This window comes from Micromonospora sp. SL1-18, assembly GCF_047921505.1.
Taxonomy (GTDB): domain Bacteria; phylum Actinomycetota; class Actinomycetes; order Mycobacteriales; family Micromonosporaceae; genus Micromonospora.
The window spans coordinates 1-17,765 of the sequence record NZ_JBLROA010000044.1 but is presented as its reverse complement, the minus strand read 5'-3'; the positions used below and the strand labels follow the sequence as shown (position 1 = coordinate 17,765).

The window sequence follows — 17,765 nt, the reverse complement described above, 5'->3', positions numbered from 1 at the left end:
CGTTCTCCGGGACCCGGCCCGGCGAGCAGCGCCCGGACGCCGGCCGTTGCCACCGAGGGTCGGCCCGGTGGTCCTGCCACGCGAATCTCAGATCACGCCGGGACCAGGATCGCCACGAGCTCCGTGACCGCCATGGCGACCATCACCGCGGCTAATGTGGCTGCTGCTCCCCCTCCGCGCGGACGGCTCCGAAGTCTCAGTCTCGCATCATGCCGGTACCGCGCGCGGCTCTCGACGAACACCCATAGCGCGAGGGGAAATGCCACCGCCATAGCCACGAGCGCGAGAGGGCCGAGCTGGTCGAACGTCAGTCGTGCAAGCGCGGCGGCGGTAGCCATCAGAGACAGTGCGGTACGTTGCCACGCGAGTGCCGTGCGTTCGTTCTGAGCGCCGTTGGGGACAGCTCTCACGATGAGAGGAGTACCACGAGAAGGACGGTCACGGCAGCCACGACCACACCGGCGCTGAGAAGCGCGCTCAAGTGAGACGCAGGCAACGGCTTGTTGCGACGCATAGCTCGCTCCGCCCTGGCCCACCTGGTCCAGCCAATGACGGCGGTGGTCAGTGCGAGTACGACCAGCGCGGATGCGAGGCCACGTTGAACGCCGCCCGGAAATGACAGGTCGAACGCGTCGACGGCCACCCCCGCCGCGAGAAGCGCGAGGCCAGTGCGAATCCACGCCAAGAACGTCCGCTCATTGGCAAAGCTGAATCGATAGTCGGGCTCGTCGCCTGATCCGTAGACCCAGCGAGGCCACCGCTCTTCCCTCACCATAGGTCAGACCACCGAGAGTGGTAGCGACCGGCCCACGAGACTGCGGCGTACGGTGGGCAGGGCAGCCGCGATCCGGCGGAGCTCATCGACCGACTGGGCCTGCGGTGAGGACGTCATTGCCGGCACTCCGGCGTCCCCGGCCTCGCGTAGCGCGATGTCGAGCGGGACCTGACCCAGTAGCGGGGCGTCAATCGCCTCTGCCAGTCGGGCCCCGCCACCAGAGCCGAACAGCGTGGTGCTCTGATGACAGGAGCCGCACACCAGCGCGGACATGTTCTCTACGACACCGGCGACCGGCATCCGGGCGTTGCGGGCCAGCCGACCCACTCGCTCCGCGACTACCCGCGCGGCCGGCTGCGGCGTGGTCACCGCGACCAGAGCGGCGTCCGGCACGAGCTCGAGCAGCGAGATCGTCACGTCGCCGGTGCCCGGCGGCAGGTCGATCAGCAGCACGTCGAGTTCACCCCAGTGGACGTCGCCGAGGAACTGCTCGATCGCCTTGTGCAGCATCGGACCACGCCACACGACGGGCTCGTCGTCGGCAAGGAAGAACCCGACCGACATGAGGGACACCCCGTGTGCCTCGATCGGCAACATCAGGCCTTTCAGCGCCACCGGGGCCCGTCGTACGCCGAAGAGCTGGGGCATCGAGTAGCCCCACACGTCAGCGTCGAGGATGCCGACGCGCTGGCCCTGCTGGGCGAGCGCGACGGCGAGGTTGGCGGTGATGGTCGACTTGCCGACCCCGCCCTTGCCGCTGGCGACGGCGTACACGCGGGTGGAGGAGTCGAAGCCGAAGGGGCGGCTCCCCTCAGGCGTCGCGCCCCGCAGCTGCGAGGCCAGCCTCATCCGTTCGTTCTCGCTCATTGCCGAGAAGGACACCTCAACCCGCTCGACGCCGGTCACCTTGCTGATGGCGGTGGTGATGTCCCGGGCGATCGTCTCCTTCATGGGGCAGGACGGCGTGGTCAGGCGGACGTCCACCGTGACGCGGCCGACGCGATCCGCCTCGACGTTTCCTAGCATGCCTACCTCATGTAGGGGCAGGTGCAGTTCAGGGTCCTGGACGGTGCTGAGTGCTGCTCGGACCTCGGCCAGGTCGACAGCTACCGCGGGTCGGCGGCGCGACAGCAGGCTCACTGTCCGCCACCACCGTCGGCGAAGAATGCCCGACGACGGGGCTTGACAGGACGCATCATGAACTCAGGACGGCGCATCCCGGAGCGGGAAGGGCCGGGGCGGGTGTTGTCCATCCACGTCTGGTAGACCTCGCGTGATCGCTTGGTGTCGACCACGACGTCGCCGTACTGGTCATCCTCGTGCGCCTTTTCGATGCGTACCTTCTGGTGCCAGCAATGCATGCCGGACAGCGGGTCCGGGTGCACAGCGAAGGTCAGGTTTTGGTGCACGCCCGGGTCGTCCCAGTGGATTCGCTCGCTGTCAGGGTCGTGGCTCTTGAAGGGCTTGATGCCTTCCTTGTAGCGCAGCTTCCACACGCCGTTGCCGTCGTTGCTGAGTTCCACCAGACCCATGGCCCATCGTGAGCCTGCGCTTTCCGAGGTACGCCATCGGCCCATGTGGTGGGACAGTCCGAGGACGCCGGGGCGGATCGCCTCGGTGGACCAGGCCCGGGCCACGAAGTATCCGATCTCGGTGTTGACCCGGACGAGGTTACCGGTGGCCAGGCCGAGCCGCGCTGAGTCGATGGAGTTGATCCAGAGCGGGTGCGTGTTGGAGATCTCGTTGAGGTACTTGGCGTTGCCGGAGCGGGTGTGGACGAGGGTGGGCAGGCGAAAGGTCGGCATGAGGACCATCTCGCTGTTGTCCTGGTCGATTGACCGCCGGCTGACGTGGGACTCGATGTAGCCCGGGGTGGCGTGCTCCTCCCAGCCGAAGTCGACCATGGTTTCGCTGAACAGCTCCAGCTTGCGGGATGGGGTGAGCCAGCCGGCGGTCGCGGCGCCATCGGCGTGGACGACGCCGACCGAGCCGGCCTCGCCGACGAGCGGCGGCGTCGAGTCGAGGGTGGTCGGCTTGCGCAGCACGCCCTTCCCGTCGGGGATCGCCCCCTCCAGCTCGGCAGGGGTCAGCGGCCGCTCGTCGAGGCGGTAGGCGTCCTTGGTGACCTCGAAGACGCCGTACTTGCGCATGTACTCCAGCGGCGTGAGCCCTTCCTCGGCTGCCGCCTTAGGCAGCCCGGGGACGCTGTTTTCAAAGACCCAGCGGTAGTACTCGTCGACGGTCACCTTTTCACCGGGGCGGTAGGGAGACTCGAAGAACTTCCGGATGCCGAGCGAGCCGTCGGGGTCGATGCGCCAGGACAGCTCGAACCAGAACTCGTTTTCCTCCCAGACCTGGCCCGGGTTGGACTCACGGGTGTCGGAGACGGGATGCCCCATCTTCTCCATTGCCACCCGTGTCACAGGCTGGCGGAAGCCGAGCCATTTGCCGGCGTACTGCTCGTAGGACTGGGTGTCGTGCCGCTCGGCGCTGTGGCCCATCGGCAGCACGTAGTCGGCGAAGGTCGCCGTCTCCGACCAGGTCGGGGTGAGCGCGACGTGACACTCGACCAGCGATTCGTCGGTGAGGGCCTCGAGCCAGCTAAACCCGTCGGGATTGGTCCAGACCGGGTTGTAGACCCGGGAGAAATACATCGCCAGCTTGCCCCGGCCGTCCTGCAGCAGGTGCGGCAGGAGGATGGACATCTCGTTGGTGGACAGCGGGAACTCCCGCGGCCACAGCAGCTCGTTCCAGAGGTCGTGGCCCTCGGGCACGTTCGGCCCGTGCGCGATGATCTTGTCCCAGCCATTTGGGCTGGTGCCGCCCTTGGTGCCGACCGAGCCGGTTAGCACGTTGAGGAAGAACAACGCCCGTGAGACCTGCCAGCCGCCGAGGTTACCGGCGGTCGCGGCACGCCACACGTGCGCAGAGAGCGCGGAGCCGGCAGTCGCAACGATCCGGGACAGTTCGGCTACCTGCTCCTCAGGGACCTGCGCCTCCTGCGCCGCGTAGGCGAACGTGTACCCGGCATAGTCCTCGGTGAGGGCCGCCATGAAGGCGTCGAAGTCGTCGGCGGGAAGCTCGGGGTGCTTGTGCTCCATGTACGTCGACCAGTTCACCCAGCGCCGGATGTACGCTCGGTCGACCTGCCCAGTGCGCAGCAGGTAGGAGGCAACGGCCAGCAGGATCGCCGCCTCGCTGCCGGGCCACGGAGCCAGCCACAGATCCGCGTGCGAGGCGGTGTTGGACAGCCGCGGGTCGAGCACGACGACTTTCGCGCCGCCCGAGACCTTGCCCTCCATGATCCGCTGGGCGTGCGGGTTGAAGTAGTGCCCGGCCTCGAGGTGGCTGGAGATCAGCAGGATCACCTTGGCGTTGGCGTAGTCCGGCGACGGCCGGTCGTAGCCGCCCCACAGAGAGTAGCCGAGGCGTGCCCCAGAGGAGCAGATGTTGGTATGGGAGTTATGTCCATCGACTCCCCACGCCAGCAGGAACCGCTCGGCGAAGCCGTCCTCGCCGGGGCGGCCGACGTGGTAGAGGACCTCGTCGCGGCGGTCCTCGACGATCGCGGCGCGGATCCGGGTGGCGATGTCGTCGAGCGCCTCGTCCCAGCTGACCTGCTGCCAGTCGCCGCTGCCGCGCTTGCCGACCCGCTTGAGGGGGTGCAGGATCCGCTCGGGGTCGGTGAGTTGGTTGATCGTCGCGGGCCCCTTGGCGCAGTTGCGTCCCCGGGAGCCCGGGTGCGCCGGGTTACCCTCGAGCTTCTTGATCGACATGTCGGACTTGTCGACGTACGCCAGCAGCCCGCAGGCCGACTCGCAGTTGAAGCAGGTCGTGGGCACGAGCATGTACTCGTGCGGGACCTTGCGCGGATGTGCCTTGGCGTCGTACTCCACGTGATGGTCCCAGTTCGCCACTGGCGGGAAGTTGCGGAGCCGTTCGTGGCTGCGCTCACCGGGCAGCGCGGCCATGATCCGCTCGCGCTTCATCTCGGCTGTCATGACGGTCCCTTCGGTTTACGCAGCTACGGCGGGTGCGGTCGGCTGGGTCACGACAGTGGCACGTCCTGTCCGGCCCGGACGAAGACGCTCTCGTAAGCGACCAAGGCGGGCTGGACGAGCAGCCCGGCCAGCGCCAGGAGCACGATCGTCCCTCCGCCCCAGGCGAGCCCACCGAGTGCGGCGGCCACCACGGCGGGCAGCACACCGAGAAGCCAGAACGCCTTCGCGTAACGACCACTGGTGATAATGCGCGCGGCGACGGCGGCCTGCCGGCTGGCGTGCTTGCCGGCGTACTCGACGGCGAGTATCAGCAAGTGCAGGGTCGTCGCGACGACGAACGTGACCGTGATCAGGTTCCATACGCTGTCAGACAGGTCGGTGAACAGACCTGTGACGGCGAGCGCGCCGCTGCCGACCATCATGGCTTGGACGATGAGGTGCCAGAACAGAACGGGTGACTGCCACAGGTCCCGGCCTTCGGCCTGCCCGAACAGAAACGCGGTGTACCCGGACATCATGGCAGCGGCCGGAATCGCGAGCCAGGCGACCAGGGTCATCAACCAGCCGAGGTCGAAGAACGCCGCCAGCAGCCACAGCACCGCCACTCCGGAGAATGCCGCGAGGACGTAGGCCCCTAGCACCAGCCACGAGGTCCAGTTCGACTTGAGGAATATGTAAAGAAACCGGTCCGGTCGCTTGAGGTCCCACACAAGCAGGGCTCCGGTGGTGGCCGCGCCGAAGAGGCCCAACGCCGGTGCGACGTAGTTCCCGGCAGCGCCCATGTCGATGCCGAGGAGGTATGCGAGCGCAGCCAGGGCGACAGCCCCAGCGCCGAGCCCTTTCGTCCAGAGGTAGGCCACCACCCGCCAGCCCCAGGGACGGGGGTGCGCGGTATTGAGGGTCGTGCGGGACCTGGTCACGTCGCCCGGCAGGTCCCCGGCCGTCTCCAGGCGATGCGCGTCGGGCTTGGCCCAGATGTACGTGTCGTCGACCGGAGCCGCCAGCGGGTCGAGGACCGCCTGGTCCGCGCCGAGGTAGAAGACGTTGGGACTGGTGTTCTGTTCTGGACTGCGTACCGCCGTCTCATGGGTGCTGACCAGCTTGGCGATGCCGCTCGTAGGGTCGTCGAGGTCACCGACCCAGATCGAGTGCGTCGGGCAGACCACCACGCACGCCGGCTCCATGTCGTTGTCGACCCGGTGGGCGCACATGTTGCATTTTGCGGCAGTGTGCGTGTCCGCGTCGATGTAGATCGCGTCATAGGGGCAGGCCTGCATGCAGCCCTTGCAGCCGATACAGCGCTCGTTGTCGAAGTCGACAATCCCGTCGTCACGCTTGTACAGCGCCTGGGTCGGGCAGATCTTCACGCAGGGCGCGTCGGTGCAGTGGTTGCACCGCATAACCCCGAACGACCGGGTGGTGTCCGGGAAGATCCCACTATCGACGTACTTCACCCAGGTCCGGAACTGACCAACAGGCACCTCGTGCTCGGTCTTGCACGCAACGGTGCAGGCATGGCAGCCGATGCACGTGCGTTGGTCGATCGCGAAGCCGTAACGCACGTGTTCCTCCAACAGCAGCACCGCTCGTCGCCTCCGCCAAGCGGGCCTGCAGGCCGGCAAGGCACCCGCACATCCGGCACATCTCGTGCGGGTGATCACCATCCTTGAGTGTCAAGACCGAGCAGGCTAGACGGCTTCTGGTTATGGGGGTCATAATCGCGAGTTATGGCCCGCTTGCCTGAGTTGGTGTCCCTCCGGTTACTCCTCGCGATCGGAGCCGCCGGAAGCATCACGGAGGCTGCACGCCGGGAGGGACTCAGCCAGCCGGCCGCCAGCAACCGGATCGCGGCACTCGAACGCTCCTTGGCCGTTCCCCTCATCGAACGAACGCCTGCGGGCTCACAGCTCACGCCAGAGGGACGTGTTGTCGCTGACTGGGCCAGTCGAGTCATTGGAACCATCGACCAGATGTTCGACGCGATCGACTCGATGAGAGCGAATGCTTCGCCAGACCTATACGTGGCGTCGAGCATGACCATCGCTGAGCACCTCGTCCCCGTGTGGCTCTCGGTGTTGCGGACCAGCCGACCGACACTGCATGTGGGCCTTCGTGTCACGAACTCCCAAGACGTCCAGCGCCTGGTTCTCGAAGGGCATGCGGATATCGGGCTGATCGAAACCCCGTCGTTGGACAGCCGCCTAGAGGCAAGAGTGATTGCCCATGACCGCCTGGCGGTCGTCGTGGCCCCGTCGCACCCATGGGCTAGTCGCACGGCCCCGCTCAGACCGGACGACCTCGCAGCTGCGCAACTCATCGTTCGTGAGCCTGGTTCCGGAACGCGAGAAGCGCTGGATCGTTGGCTCGCCTCCCGGGCACCGACCGAGCCCCTCTTGGAGCTTGGCTCCAATTCGGCGGTCAAGGGTGCTGTCAAGGCGGGAGCGGGACCTGCTGTGCTGAGTGTTCTGGCAGTACGAGACGACCTGAGATCCGAGCAACTCGTCGAGGTGGAAGTCGAGGAAATCGATCTCAACCGTCCGCTCCTCGCTGTGTGGCCTCGCGGGCGCGGCCTCGACGAACCGAGCACTGCACTTTTGTCGATCGCGAGCCAACATCGCCATGAGTGCGGGCCTTAAGAGCACGGACGCAGGGCGCAGGTTGACGACGGTGGCCACCGCGCGCTCTCCGGCCAGCGGACCGGACGACCACGTGATGGCCACCGTCTTTCTGCGGCAGCCTGGTGGCTTAGAGCCACTTGCCGTAGTAGGTGCCGGTGTTGGTCACCGCGACCGCCCGGCTGTAGTAGGTGTACGAGTACATCCCCGACCAGCCGGTGTTGCCGCGCCAGAGTACGTTCTGGCGGACGTTACCCGCGGTCAACCTGGTCTCCAGGTAGGCGCCGAAGGAGTAGGCGTTGCCCGAGACGTAGGTGGCGCGGACCCACACCGTTCGGCAGGTCGGGGAGTACCGATGCTCGACCCGGTAGCCCCGGTACGTCCACTCGTCGAGGTTTCTCGCACCGGCCGCACAGCCCGTCGCCTGCGGGTCCTTGTAGTTGCAGGAGTTGCCGGAGCAGGTGGCCAGTATGCTCACCGCCTGCTGCGAGGATGACGTCGCCGAGGCGGGACCGGCGTGCAGTACGCCGGCGGCCAGGACGAAGGCGAGGACCAGCATCCGAAGGCCGGTCTTCAGGAGAGTGGCCGAGCGGTGCGCCGCTTGCGTTCTCACATGCATCTTTTCGTACCCTTCTTTGGGAGTGCCGTTGCGAATCTCGGTGCGTCCGGGAACCGGCCAGCGGCCGACGCGTTCGGCTCGCCACCGGCTCGCACCGGTCCCAGACTCGCCCGATGCCACTTCCGATGGCGACACCTTTCGACGGAGGTGCAAACCTCACGATCGATAGCAGGGCCCGAACTGGCCGAACAGTCCGTCGCGTATGGCCAACCCACCTGAGTCACGGTCGGACCCTCGGCGCGTCGTATTGCCGACGGAAAGACGGCGGCCAATCAGGTTGCGAAGCTTTTGAGCGCCGACCACGCTGATACCTCAACGGCCCGGGGGAGGTCAGTAATGATTCGTCTCCATTTCACCGAGAGCGACCTGGTCCGTTTCCGGCTGGCCAGCGGTCCGGACCCGATGTGGGAGACGCTGCTCAGCCTGCACCTGCTGCAGGACCGGACCGGAGGGTTGGTCTTCCATCAGTGGCGACACGCGGTGCGGCGGCGACTGTCCCCGACCCTGCGGCCACTGCTCGAGTTGACCCCGCCGTACGGGTACTCACCGGACTTCCTCACCCCGACCGCCGGCGCCGACGGGCTGGACGCCGGGATCGAGGCGCTGCTCGCCACCCCACGGCATCGGCTCCGCGCTGACCTGAGGCACCTCGCCGCGTACCGTCCGGCGTCAAGCTGGACCAAGTCGCTGGCCGACGGTGAGCGCGAAAGCCTCCATCTGCTCGCCACCACCGTACGCGACTACCACCGCCTGGCGGTGGCTCCGTACTCAAGCTGGATCCAGGCCGCGACCGACGCCGAACGGGTCGCCCGCACCCGGGTCCTGGCCACTGTGGGCATCGAGGGCATGATCAGTTCGCTCCACCCCGACCTGCGGTGGCGGCCACCGGTGCTCGAGGTGCACGGCTTCCGGATCACCCGGGACGTCTACCTCGACGGACGGGGATTGAGCCTCATCCCGTCGTTCTTCTGCTGGGAACAACCGACCCTGCTGCGGGAACCCGACCGGCGACCCGTGCTGGTCTATCCGGTGGCGGACCGGCTCGGCCCGTTGGGGGCGACGGCCGCCAACCCGCCCTTCTCGCCCGACGCGCCACTGGTCGCCCTGCTCGGGCCGACCAGGGCCGCCGTCCTGGAGGCCGTCGACGCGGGCTGTACCACCACCGAGTTGGCGCGGCGGGTCGGAGTTTCACTCGCCACCGCCAGCCGGCACGCGAGCGTACTGCGCGACGCGCGGCTGATCAGCACCCGGCGGATCGGCGGATCGGTACTGCACAGCCTGCGCCCGCTCGGAGCGGAAATCCTCGGCACGGCTCGGACCAATGCCGGGGCCGGCCAAAATCCTGGCTAACTGTGGCTGAATCGCTGCTCACGCCCGTTGCGAAGTCGGCCATCGAAGGTGATCTCGAAAGCGTTCAGGGCTGAGCGACCTGACCGACGACGGCACTGACCAGGCGATCCATAACCTGTTGCCCTGCCAGGCCCGGGAGAGGGCCGGCCGCACGGAGGACCCGACCGCGGTCGTGTTGGACACCCAGTCGATCCACGCGGCCAACCTGCTCAGCCTGACCGGGCTCGCCGGCTCGATCGGCCCTCCCCGTGGTACTCGGTCCCGGGCACCGATCATTGACGGCACTCATAGCGAGGGTTAGCGTCGTGGCCAGACCTCTGTCATCTGCCAAAACGGTGCCAGACTTCGCGGAGGAACAAGAGATGATGTTGATACGGAAAGTGGCCGCAGCTGCCTCGGCGTCCGTGCTGGCTGTGGGCCTCAGCCTCGTCGGCGCCCCACAGCCCGCCGCCGCCCTCGACAACGGGTTGGCACTGACCCCGCCGATGGGCTGGAACCCCTTCAACCACTGGAAGCGGGATGCCACCGCCGAACTCGTGAAGGCTCAGGCCCGCGCGATGGTCGCCTCAGGCATGAAGGACGCGGGCTACACCTACGTGAACCTCGACGGCGGCTGGAACCTGCCGGAGCGCAACGCCGCCGGCGACCTGCAGCCGGACCCGAAGAAGTTCCCCGACGGCATCAAGCCCGTAGCCGACTACGTCCACTCCCTTGGGCTGAAGTTCGGCATCTACAACGGCGCCGGCTACATGAACTGCGCGCGCACGAGCGCCGGCAGCTACGGACACTACGAGCAGGACGCCCGGCTGTTCGCCTCGTGGGAGGTGGACTACCTCAAGTTGGACTGGTGCGTCGTGCCGTACGAGAACCACCCGGACATGACCCGCGAGCAGGTCGACCGGATGCTGGCCGTGCAGATGCGCGACGCGCTGGCCGCGACCGGACGCCCGATCGTCTACAGCCTGAGCGGCGGCGGGGGGTCGGGCCTGTGGAGCATGAGTGAGGTCTGGCGGTGGGGTTCGGAGTACGCGAACCTGTGGCGTACCTGCGGCGATATCGGCGACAACTTCAGCAGCATGGTCAAATGCCTCGATCTCACCGTGGCCCACCATGAGTACGCCGGGCCGGGCGGCTGGAACGATCCGGACATGCTGCAGGTGGGCAACGGCGGCATGACCACCACCGAGTACCGGAGCCACTTCAGCCTCTGGGCCCAGATGGCCGCCCCGCTGATCGCGGGCAACGACCTCACCACCATGTCAGCCGACATCCGGGAGATCCTCACCAACCGTGAGGTGATCGCGATCGACCAGGACCCACTCGGCCGGCCGGGCTATCCGGTAGCCAAGGCCGACGGCCGCTGGGTGCTGAACAAGCCACTGGCGAACGGCGACCGGTCCGTGGTGCTCTTCAACAACACGCAGTCCCCCGCGCTCATCACCACCAGCGCCGCCGAGGTGGGCCTTCCGGCCGCCCCGGCCTACCTGATGCGCGACCTGTGGCAGCACACCACCACGCAGACCGCCTCGACGATCAGCGCCGTCGTGCCACCGCACGCCGTGGCGATGTACCGGGTGGCACCGACCGCCAATCCCACGTCGGCGCCCCCGCACATCCTGACCGGGCTCTCCACCGAAGCCACCTCGGTCACCCCGGGCCAGCCCGTGAAGATCAGCCAGACCTTCACCAACACGGGAACGCTGCCCACCGTCGACGTCGAGTTGCGGCTGAACACCCCGGCCGGCTGGGCCGTGCAGGCCGGCTCGGCGACCCGGTTCCCCACCGTGCACACCGACGAGACCGTGCAGGTGGACTGGACCGTGGTGCCACCCCGGTCGGCGGACCCCATCACGACCGCCACGCTCACCGGCACGGTCGGTTACCGCTACCAGCCGAGGGCGGCGGAACAGGCAAGCGCCTCCCTTGACGTCACGCTCAACGTCGCCGGGCCCGTGGCCGAGCCCTACCGTACCTTCGCCTCCACCCCGGCCCACCTCGGGCAGTCCGGCTCCCGCTTCGCCATCATGGCCGACGGCGCCGACATGTGGACCAGCCGCGACGACTACGGGACCATCTACCTCCCTGGCGCCATGGGCGCGACCAGCACCACCACCGTGCAGGTCACCGCCCAGCAGCCGGTCGACGGGTGGGCGAAGGCAGGCATCATCGTTCGTAACGACCTCACCCGGCCCCGCTCCTCCCCCGGATACCTCATCCTCGCCGTTACCCCGGAACACGGCGTGGTGCTCCAGTGGGACTCCAACGGCAACGGCTACCTCGATATCGGCAGGCCGAACGGGGGTGGCGAGCCGGTGGCGTTGCCGGTCTGGCTCAAGCTGGTACGAAACGGCGGTTCCTTCACCGGCTACTACTCCACCGACGGCGCCTCGTGGACATCCGTCGGTACGGTGTCGGTTCCCGGGACGACATCCAGCCAGGACGTGGGCATGTTCGCGACCTCGCGCCACCAGGGCACCATGGGCCGCGCCGATTTCACCGACTTCACCGTAAGCTGACAGTACGTGGGTGCCTCCCATGGCATCGCCTGACGACCAGACCCGGCCGAGCTGGAACATCAGCTCGGCCGGGTCCGGGGCGGAATCCGTCCGAGTGCCGCGCTCAACTCATTTGCCGCTGCACGAACGTCATGGCATGTGACGGGAGAGCGGCAGTTCAGCGCACCCTCTGCCGAAAGTAGTGCGGAACCCGATGCCCAAGGGAAATCACTGCATGGCTGTGGCAGGCGGATGATCGAAGGAAGCCGGGCAGCGAAAGACGTACAAGGCGTAGCCCCGGCCGATCTGGTCGGACGACGCTGTGCATTGACGGCTGGCACCCGCGGTGTTGCCTGCGAGCGCCGGCCCCGCGGGGTTCGTTACGCCGCTGGGACTTGGTCAACGAGAGCTCAGCGGACCGCCGCAGACCAGGCGTTACCCACAGTAGGCGGCGAGGGGTACACGACCAGGTGGGGAACCGCTTGCACCTGTGCCGCGTTCTGGGCCATAGTCATTCCATGATCTCCTACCGAAAGGGCGGCGACGCCCTGGCGCGATGAGCGCCCCCGCGCGGCGCAACGACGCCGCGAACCCTCCACAGGCCGTTCGCAGCGGCAACCCTCACGACCTGTGGCAGCAGGCCATCCGGATCCGCCAGAAATGGCTCGACCACGCGCTGTCCACACAGCCGGCCGACAAGTCGACCGCCGAGCGCTGCCTGACCGCCATTTACGCCAGGACATCGCGGCCGCGGCCCCGCTTCGAATGGGTCGACTCGCCAGACAAGGCACGCCCCCTGATCACCGGCTGGCCCACCCTCGATGAACTCTACGAGTGGATCAGGGACCCACGCCCGCGCGGGGCGCCACCACTGGCAAGCGATCTCGCCATGGTCACCTCCCAGCTACGCGGCGCGCTGAGCGCGGGCGTCACTCACACCGACCCCGAGCTGTCGCCCGTGCGCACGAACAAGACCAAAGAACCATGGCCCGAACTGGCGCCGCTACACGCGCTCGACAGCGGCGTTCCGCTCGCTGTCGTGCTGCACCAAGGCGTACGCACAGCATTGCACCGGAGTCTCGCGCACGGGTACTACCTGCCCGTGCGCGCAGCGCTGGCCAGCAACGCTCCAGTACCCGTGTGCTGGTACGGGCAACAGGACGCATCATGGATCGCCTACTACGACGCGCTGCATCGACTCGGCCTTGCCCGGTACGGACCAGACGAGGCCGAACACCTCAACGTCTGGGCCAGCCTCGCCCGCTCCTGCGGCTGGTGGTGGCCCGGCGAGAACGTCTGCGTCGTGGTGGAGCGGCCCCAAGCAATACGAACCGAGCCGGTCACCGGAACATCGCACGACCAGATCCGACTGCAGCCTCACGGCGTGCGCTACCGCGACGGCTGGCAACCACTCCTGAAATTGTGACCTGAGTCGATAGCCGGCCGGGACGGGCACCCACCGGTCCCGGCCGGCACGCTCCACATCCTGCAAACCCCAGACATAAATCCCACCAATAGAGGTACACCAGGCAGACATGTCCGGTCACGTCCACCCTCTGAGACAGAGCCGTTAGCGGGATCGTCCCGGACCCGGTCACGGCGCCTACCGTTCGTAGGACACCTCTCGAATCGCGCTGACCTGCCCCGTCTCCATTGGCTGGGCTCAGCCGGTCGAGCGGCCGACGAGGATCAGCGCCCAGCAGAGACAGCCGAACGCTGCCGTGTTCGCGAGCGCGCGGACAATGTTCCATGCGACCCAGGTGGATTCGAAGCGCTCGCGGACGGCGGTGAGATCGGCGATCTGGCCGGGTTCACCGGCCGCGGCGAGGGTGTCGTTCAGCGGGACGTTGACCGCAGCGGTGACGATGAACATCACCAGGTACAGGGCGAGCCCGCAAATGATCCACGGCAGTGCCGGGCGGCCCGCACCGCGCCAGGCCAGCACAGCCGACACGGCGGCGAACACCGGCGCGCCCAGGAAGCCCAGCATGAACCACCCGTTGACGATGGCCACGTTGATCCGCTGCATCGCGTCCACGAAGGTCCCGTCGTCCACCGTTCTCAGCGCGGGCATCACCGCGTAGGCGAAGGCGGCGAAAAGCCCGGCCATCAGACCGGTGGTGCCGGTGGCGGCGATCAGCGACACCTGCTGCGTGAGTCGCATCGTCTCCTACTCCCTGTCCCAGATGCCTGTGGCGGCGGTGTCCTTGGCGTAGTCGGCGAAGTCCCGGGGCGGTCGGCTCAGGGCACGCTGCACCCCGTCTGCTAGCTGGGCGTTGCGGCCGTCCAGCACGGTGGTGAACAGGTACGTCAGCAACCCGACGACCTCCACCGGCACATCCTCGGCAGTCAGCGCCCCGGTGTAGCCCTCGATGGAGACCGGGACGAGGTCGATGCGTCTGCCCGTCGCCCGCGAGATGTCGCCGATCGCGTCGGCGAAGGTGAGCAGGCGAGGCTCGGTCAACTCGTAGAGCTGCCCCGCGTGTCCGTCCTCGGTCAGCGCCGCCACGGCCACGTCGGCGATGTCGTCGGCGTCCACGAACGGCTCGGGCACGGCCCCGACCGGGAGGACGACCTCGCTGCCCAGCAGCGGCTCCCGCAGGTAGTCCTCGCTGAAGTTCTGGCTGAACCAGCTCGACCGCAGGATCGTCCAGTCGACCCCGGCGGACTCGATCAGCTTCTCGGCGGCTTGGGCCTGCTCCTCACCGCGGCCGGACAGCAGCACCAACCGGGATACCCCGGACGCCACCGCGAGATCGGCGAACGCGCCGACCGCCTCGGGTGCGCCCGGCACGGCAAGGTCGGGGTAGTAGGACACGTACACGGCGTCGACGTTCTGGAGCACCGCTGCCCAGGTTGTCCGGTCCGTCCAGTCGAACGGCTGCGCGGCGGACCGGGAACCGACCCGGACCGGCACTCCACCGCGCCGTAGTCGCTCTACGACCCGGCGGCCGGTCTTGCCCGTGCCGCAAAGGACCAGGATCATCTTCTGCTCTTGTTCGTTCGTCATACGGCCATTGAAGTGCGGGCCGGTGAGACTTCCCATAGCCAAAACACGCAACCTCGTGTGTAATCGTCTACGTGGATGCCGTTGTCGGTCTGCTTGACGGCCCCCGAGCCCAGGGTGCGTTCCTGCTCCGCTCGATCCTGACCCCACCCTGGTCGATAGAGATCAGGGACGAGGCACCGCTCACCCTGGTGGCCATAGTCCGAGGCGACGCGTGGATCGTTCCCGGCGAGGGCGCGGCCGTGCGGCTCGACTCCGGGGATGTGGCGATCATTCGCGGCACCGGACCGTACACCGTCGCCGACGACCCGACCACGGCGACGCAGGTGATCATCCATCCGGGCCAGCGCTGCACCACCCCGGACGGGCAGGAACTGTTCGAGATGACGCAACTGGGCGTACGCACCTGGGGCAACAGCCTGGACGGCCCGACGATGCTGCTCACCGGCACCTACACGATGCAGGGCGCCGTCGGCCAACGGCTGCTGAGCGCCCTGCCGCCGCTGCTGGTCGTCCCGCGTGAATCCTGGGACTCCCCGCTGGTACCGCTGCTGGCCACCGAGATCGTGAAAGACGACCCCGGTCAGGAAGCCGTGCTCGACCGCCTACTCGACCTGCTGCTCATCGCCACGTTGCGCGAGTGGTTCACCCGGCCGGGGGCAAATGCCCCTGCCTGGTACAAAGCACATAGCGACCCGGTGGTCGGCCGGGCCCTGCAGATGCTGCACAACAACCCCGCCCAGCCATGGACCGTGGCGTCATTGGCCGCCAAGACCGGGGTCTCCCGGGCGGCGCTGGCCCGCCGCTTCACCGCGCTGGTCGGCGAACCGCCCATGTCGTACCTCACCGAATGGCGGCTGGCCCTCGCCGCCGACCTGCTCCGCGAGCCCGGCGCCACCGTCGGTGCGGTCGCCCATCGCGTCGGCTACGGCAGCTCCTTCGCCCTGAGCGCTGCCTTCAAACGTCGGCGTGGCGTGAGCCCTCGACAACACCGCGCGGCCGCCTAGGTGTAGCAGGGTGAGGCGTACCTCGCCGGCTACGGCATGTTCGCCATCGCCGAAGCCCTTACCCCGGGACGGCAGCCCGTGCCCCTTCGCGTACGACGGCACCCACAACAAGCACCGCGACGGGCTGACGTGGTCCAAGAGCGCAGTCCGGGTCATCCTGACCAACCCGGGCCATATGGGTGCGGAGACGTACGTGATCTGGACAAGCGCTGTCACGATGACGGCCACAGTCCAGATGCGCGAGGGATGGACGGCGTGCAGATTATCGAGGTGACCGATCTCGGGGTTCGGTCGGCGGTTATCCGGCTGCGGCGTCGTGAGACAGCACTCCAGTTCGTGTTGTATCCAATGATCCACATGGCGAAGCCCGCGTTCTATGCCGCAGTGACCGCCCGGCTCAAGCGGGCGGACGTCGTGGTGGCCGAGGGCGTGGGCGGCGGCCGGCGGAAGCGCTCGGTGCTGGCCGGTGCGCTGACGCTCAGCTACACAGTGCTTCGGTTCAATCGACGGGCGAAGCTGATCGAGCAGGACATCGACTACGCGTCGCTCGGCGTTCCAGTGGTGCGCCCCGACGTCAGCTTGGAGGAGTTCGCGGCCGGCTGGCGGCAAGTGCCGCTGGCGCACCGGTTGATGATGTGGTGTGTGCTGCCATTCGTCGTGGTGGCCCGACTGTTCGGCGGCACCCGCATGATCTGGTCGCGTTCGATGGAGCAGAACGACTTGCCCGCACCGGAAGAGGAGGACCTCGCCGACTGGTCGCCGAAGCTGGAGGCCGCCTTCCACGGTGACCGCGACGAGCGGCTGCTGGCCGCGCTCTGCCGTCTACACGAGGAGCGCAGCGGCGAGAGCATCGAGGTCGCTGTCGTCTACGGCGCTGCCCACATGCCCGCTATCGTGCTCGGGTTGATGAACCGGTACGGCTACCGGCCACGCTCCGCCGACTGGCTGACCGTCACCGACCTTTGACCGGGACCTACCAGCCGATGGCACCCGCAGCGGTACGGGCTGGTGGCGCTGTAAAGGGGTTGGCAACAGATCCGGGTTTTATGGGCAGTCATAGTCGGACATTTGCATGTACTGTGGGGGCGTGAAGCTGTCAGACTGGGCACGCGAGCAGGGCGTGACCTATCAGACCGCCTGGCGGTGGGCGAAGGACGGCAAGATGCCCGTTCCTGTCCGTCAGGTGCCGTCTGGGACGTGGATCGTGCAAGAGGCCCCGGCTGCGGCCGGTCGCGTGGTCGCCTACTGCCGCGTGTCCTCCAGCGAGCAGAAGAGCGACCTGGACCGCCAGACCGCGCGGGGTGTGGAGGGGGCGAATGCCCAGGGCCTGGCCGTGGCGGAGATCGTGACTGAAGTCGGCTCCGGCCTGAACGGCAAGCGCCGCAAGCTGCATCGCCTCCTCGCCGATCCGGGTGTGGCCGTGATCGTGGTCGAGCACAAGGATCGGCTGGCTCGGTTCGGTGTGGAGCATCTGCAAGCCGCGCTCGCGGCGACCGGGCGTCGTCTAGTGGTCCTGGACCCGGATGAGTCCACGGACGACCTGGTCGAGGACATGGCCGGCGTGTTGACGTCGTTGTGTGCCCGGCTGTGCGGGCAGCGGGCGGGCAAGTACCGTGCCGCTCGTGCTCTGGCCGCTGCGTCCGGCGAGGGTCTGTTGGTGTGAAGAAGTTCGTGCCGCGGCCTGGTTTTGTGGTCCAGGCGTATCGTTTCGCGTTGGATCCGAATGCCGGGCAGGAGCAGCGGTTGCGGTCGCATTGTGGTGCGGCTCGCGTGGCCTTCAACTGGGCTGTGTCGTGGGTTGTGGCGTCGTGGTGGCAGCGCAAGGCTGAGGCCTCGTACGGCATCGGCGAGGACGGGTTGACGCCGTGGCGGCCGTGGTCGCTGCCTGTGTTGCGG

General features: G+C 67.6%; 16 protein-coding genes and 2 pseudogenes. 10 read left to right on the top strand and 8 right to left on the bottom strand.

Features of this window, described 5'->3' with window-relative positions; genetic code table 11:
• Positions 1-92: 92 nt before the first annotated feature.
• Genes ACNAW0_RS20450 through ACNAW0_RS20430 form a run of 5 tightly spaced genes read right to left on the bottom strand, consistent with a single transcriptional unit; the run spans position 93 to position 6,359 of the window.
• Positions 93-410 (bottom strand): DUF202 domain-containing protein, encoded by a 318-nt coding sequence (locus ACNAW0_RS20450; RefSeq protein WP_416289539.1) that lies wholly within the window; start codon positions 408-410, stop codon positions 93-95.
• Positions 407-775, bottom strand: a complete 369-nt coding sequence (locus ACNAW0_RS20445) for a YidH family protein (RefSeq protein WP_416289538.1) — start codon at positions 773-775, stop codon at positions 407-409. The genes ACNAW0_RS20450 and ACNAW0_RS20445 overlap by 4 nt, the downstream gene beginning before the upstream one ends.
• 3 nt (positions 776-778) lie before the next feature.
• Positions 779-1,915, bottom strand: coding sequence for an Mrp/NBP35 family ATP-binding protein (locus ACNAW0_RS20440; protein WP_416289537.1), 1,137 nt, complete (start codon positions 1,913-1,915; stop codon positions 779-781).
• Complete coding sequence (locus ACNAW0_RS20435) at positions 1,912-4,776, bottom strand: molybdopterin-dependent oxidoreductase (protein WP_416289536.1); 2,865 nt, start codon at positions 4,774-4,776, stop codon at positions 1,912-1,914. The genes ACNAW0_RS20440 and ACNAW0_RS20435 overlap by 4 nt, the downstream gene beginning before the upstream one ends.
• 47 nt (positions 4,777-4,823) lie before the next feature.
• Positions 4,824-6,359, bottom strand: coding sequence for a 4Fe-4S dicluster domain-containing protein (locus tag ACNAW0_RS20430; RefSeq protein WP_416289535.1), 1,536 nt, complete (start codon positions 6,357-6,359; stop codon positions 4,824-4,826).
• Positions 6,360-6,503: 144 nt separating this feature from the next.
• Between ACNAW0_RS20430 and ACNAW0_RS20425 the strand changes: the two are divergent.
• Together ACNAW0_RS20425 and ACNAW0_RS20420 are read left to right on the top strand one after the other, a co-directional pair.
• Positions 6,504-6,689 (top strand): annotated as a pseudogene (locus ACNAW0_RS20425) (helix-turn-helix domain-containing protein); the annotation flags it as partial.
• A 57-nt stretch (positions 6,690-6,746) separates the two neighbouring features.
• On the top strand, positions 6,747-7,412 hold the full coding sequence (locus ACNAW0_RS20420) for a LysR substrate-binding domain-containing protein (RefSeq protein ID WP_416289563.1): 666 nt from the start codon (positions 6,747-6,749) through the stop codon (positions 7,410-7,412).
• 109 nt (positions 7,413-7,521) lie between these two features.
• Here ACNAW0_RS20420 and ACNAW0_RS20415 read toward each other — a convergent pair whose 3' ends face one another.
• Positions 7,522-8,010 carry a DUF2690 domain-containing protein gene (locus tag ACNAW0_RS20415; RefSeq protein WP_416289534.1) on the bottom strand — a complete coding sequence of 163 codons (489 nt, stop codon included), beginning with the start codon at positions 8,008-8,010 and terminating at the stop codon, positions 7,522-7,524.
• 336 nt (positions 8,011-8,346) lie between these two features.
• On the opposite strand from ACNAW0_RS20415, the gene ACNAW0_RS20410 reads away from it, so the two are divergent.
• The 4 genes and pseudogenes from ACNAW0_RS20410 to ACNAW0_RS20395 all read left to right on the top strand — a co-directional run bounded on the left by ACNAW0_RS20410 (position 8,347) and on the right by ACNAW0_RS20395 (position 13,281).
• Positions 8,347-9,360, top strand: a complete 1,014-nt coding sequence (locus ACNAW0_RS20410) for an ArsR/SmtB family transcription factor (RefSeq protein ID WP_416289533.1) — start codon at positions 8,347-8,349, stop codon at positions 9,358-9,360.
• An 85-nt stretch (positions 9,361-9,445) separates the two neighbouring features.
• Positions 9,446-9,565: pseudogene (locus ACNAW0_RS20405) on the top strand (IS5/IS1182 family transposase); the annotation flags it as partial.
• A 157-nt stretch (positions 9,566-9,722) separates the two neighbouring features.
• Entirely contained in the window at positions 9,723-11,876 is a 2,154-nt protein-coding gene (locus tag ACNAW0_RS20400) for an NEW3 domain-containing protein (protein WP_416289532.1), read from the top strand.
• Between the two features lie 535 nt (positions 11,877-12,411).
• The gene (locus tag ACNAW0_RS20395) at positions 12,412-13,281 is read left to right on the top strand and encodes a DUF6745 domain-containing protein (RefSeq protein ID WP_416289531.1); all 870 of its coding nucleotides are present in this window, start codon (positions 12,412-12,414) and stop codon (positions 13,279-13,281) included.
• Positions 13,282-13,518: 237 nt separating this feature from the next.
• On the opposite strand, the gene ACNAW0_RS20390 is transcribed toward ACNAW0_RS20395, so the two are convergent.
• Together ACNAW0_RS20390 and ACNAW0_RS20385 are read right to left on the bottom strand one after the other, a co-directional pair.
• Complete coding sequence (locus tag ACNAW0_RS20390) at positions 13,519-14,001, bottom strand: DUF1772 domain-containing protein (protein ID WP_416289530.1); 483 nt, start codon at positions 13,999-14,001, stop codon at positions 13,519-13,521.
• A gap of 24 nt (positions 14,002-14,025) precedes the next feature.
• Positions 14,026-14,865 carry an NAD(P)H-binding protein gene (locus tag ACNAW0_RS20385; RefSeq protein ID WP_416289529.1) on the bottom strand — a complete coding sequence of 280 codons (840 nt, stop codon included), beginning with the start codon at positions 14,863-14,865 and terminating at the stop codon, positions 14,026-14,028.
• A 71-nt stretch (positions 14,866-14,936) separates the two neighbouring features.
• Between ACNAW0_RS20385 and ACNAW0_RS20380 the strand changes: the two genes are divergently transcribed.
• From ACNAW0_RS20380 to ACNAW0_RS20365, 4 genes are all read left to right on the top strand, one after another.
• Positions 14,937-15,869, top strand: a complete 933-nt coding sequence (locus ACNAW0_RS20380; protein WP_416289528.1) for an AraC family transcriptional regulator — start codon at positions 14,937-14,939, stop codon at positions 15,867-15,869.
• Between the two features lie 357 nt (positions 15,870-16,226).
• On the top strand, positions 16,227-16,835 hold the full coding sequence (locus tag ACNAW0_RS20375; protein WP_416289527.1) for a hypothetical protein: 609 nt from the start codon (positions 16,227-16,229) through the stop codon (positions 16,833-16,835).
• A gap of 121 nt (positions 16,836-16,956) precedes the next feature.
• The gene (locus tag ACNAW0_RS20370; protein ID WP_416289526.1) at positions 16,957-17,532 is read left to right on the top strand and encodes an IS607 family transposase; all 576 of its coding nucleotides are present in this window, start codon (positions 16,957-16,959) and stop codon (positions 17,530-17,532) included.
• Positions 17,529-17,765 (top strand): helix-turn-helix domain-containing protein (locus tag ACNAW0_RS20365; RefSeq protein WP_416289525.1); only part of this gene is annotated, 237 nt, incomplete at its 3' end. The genes ACNAW0_RS20370 and ACNAW0_RS20365, both read left to right, overlap by 4 nt.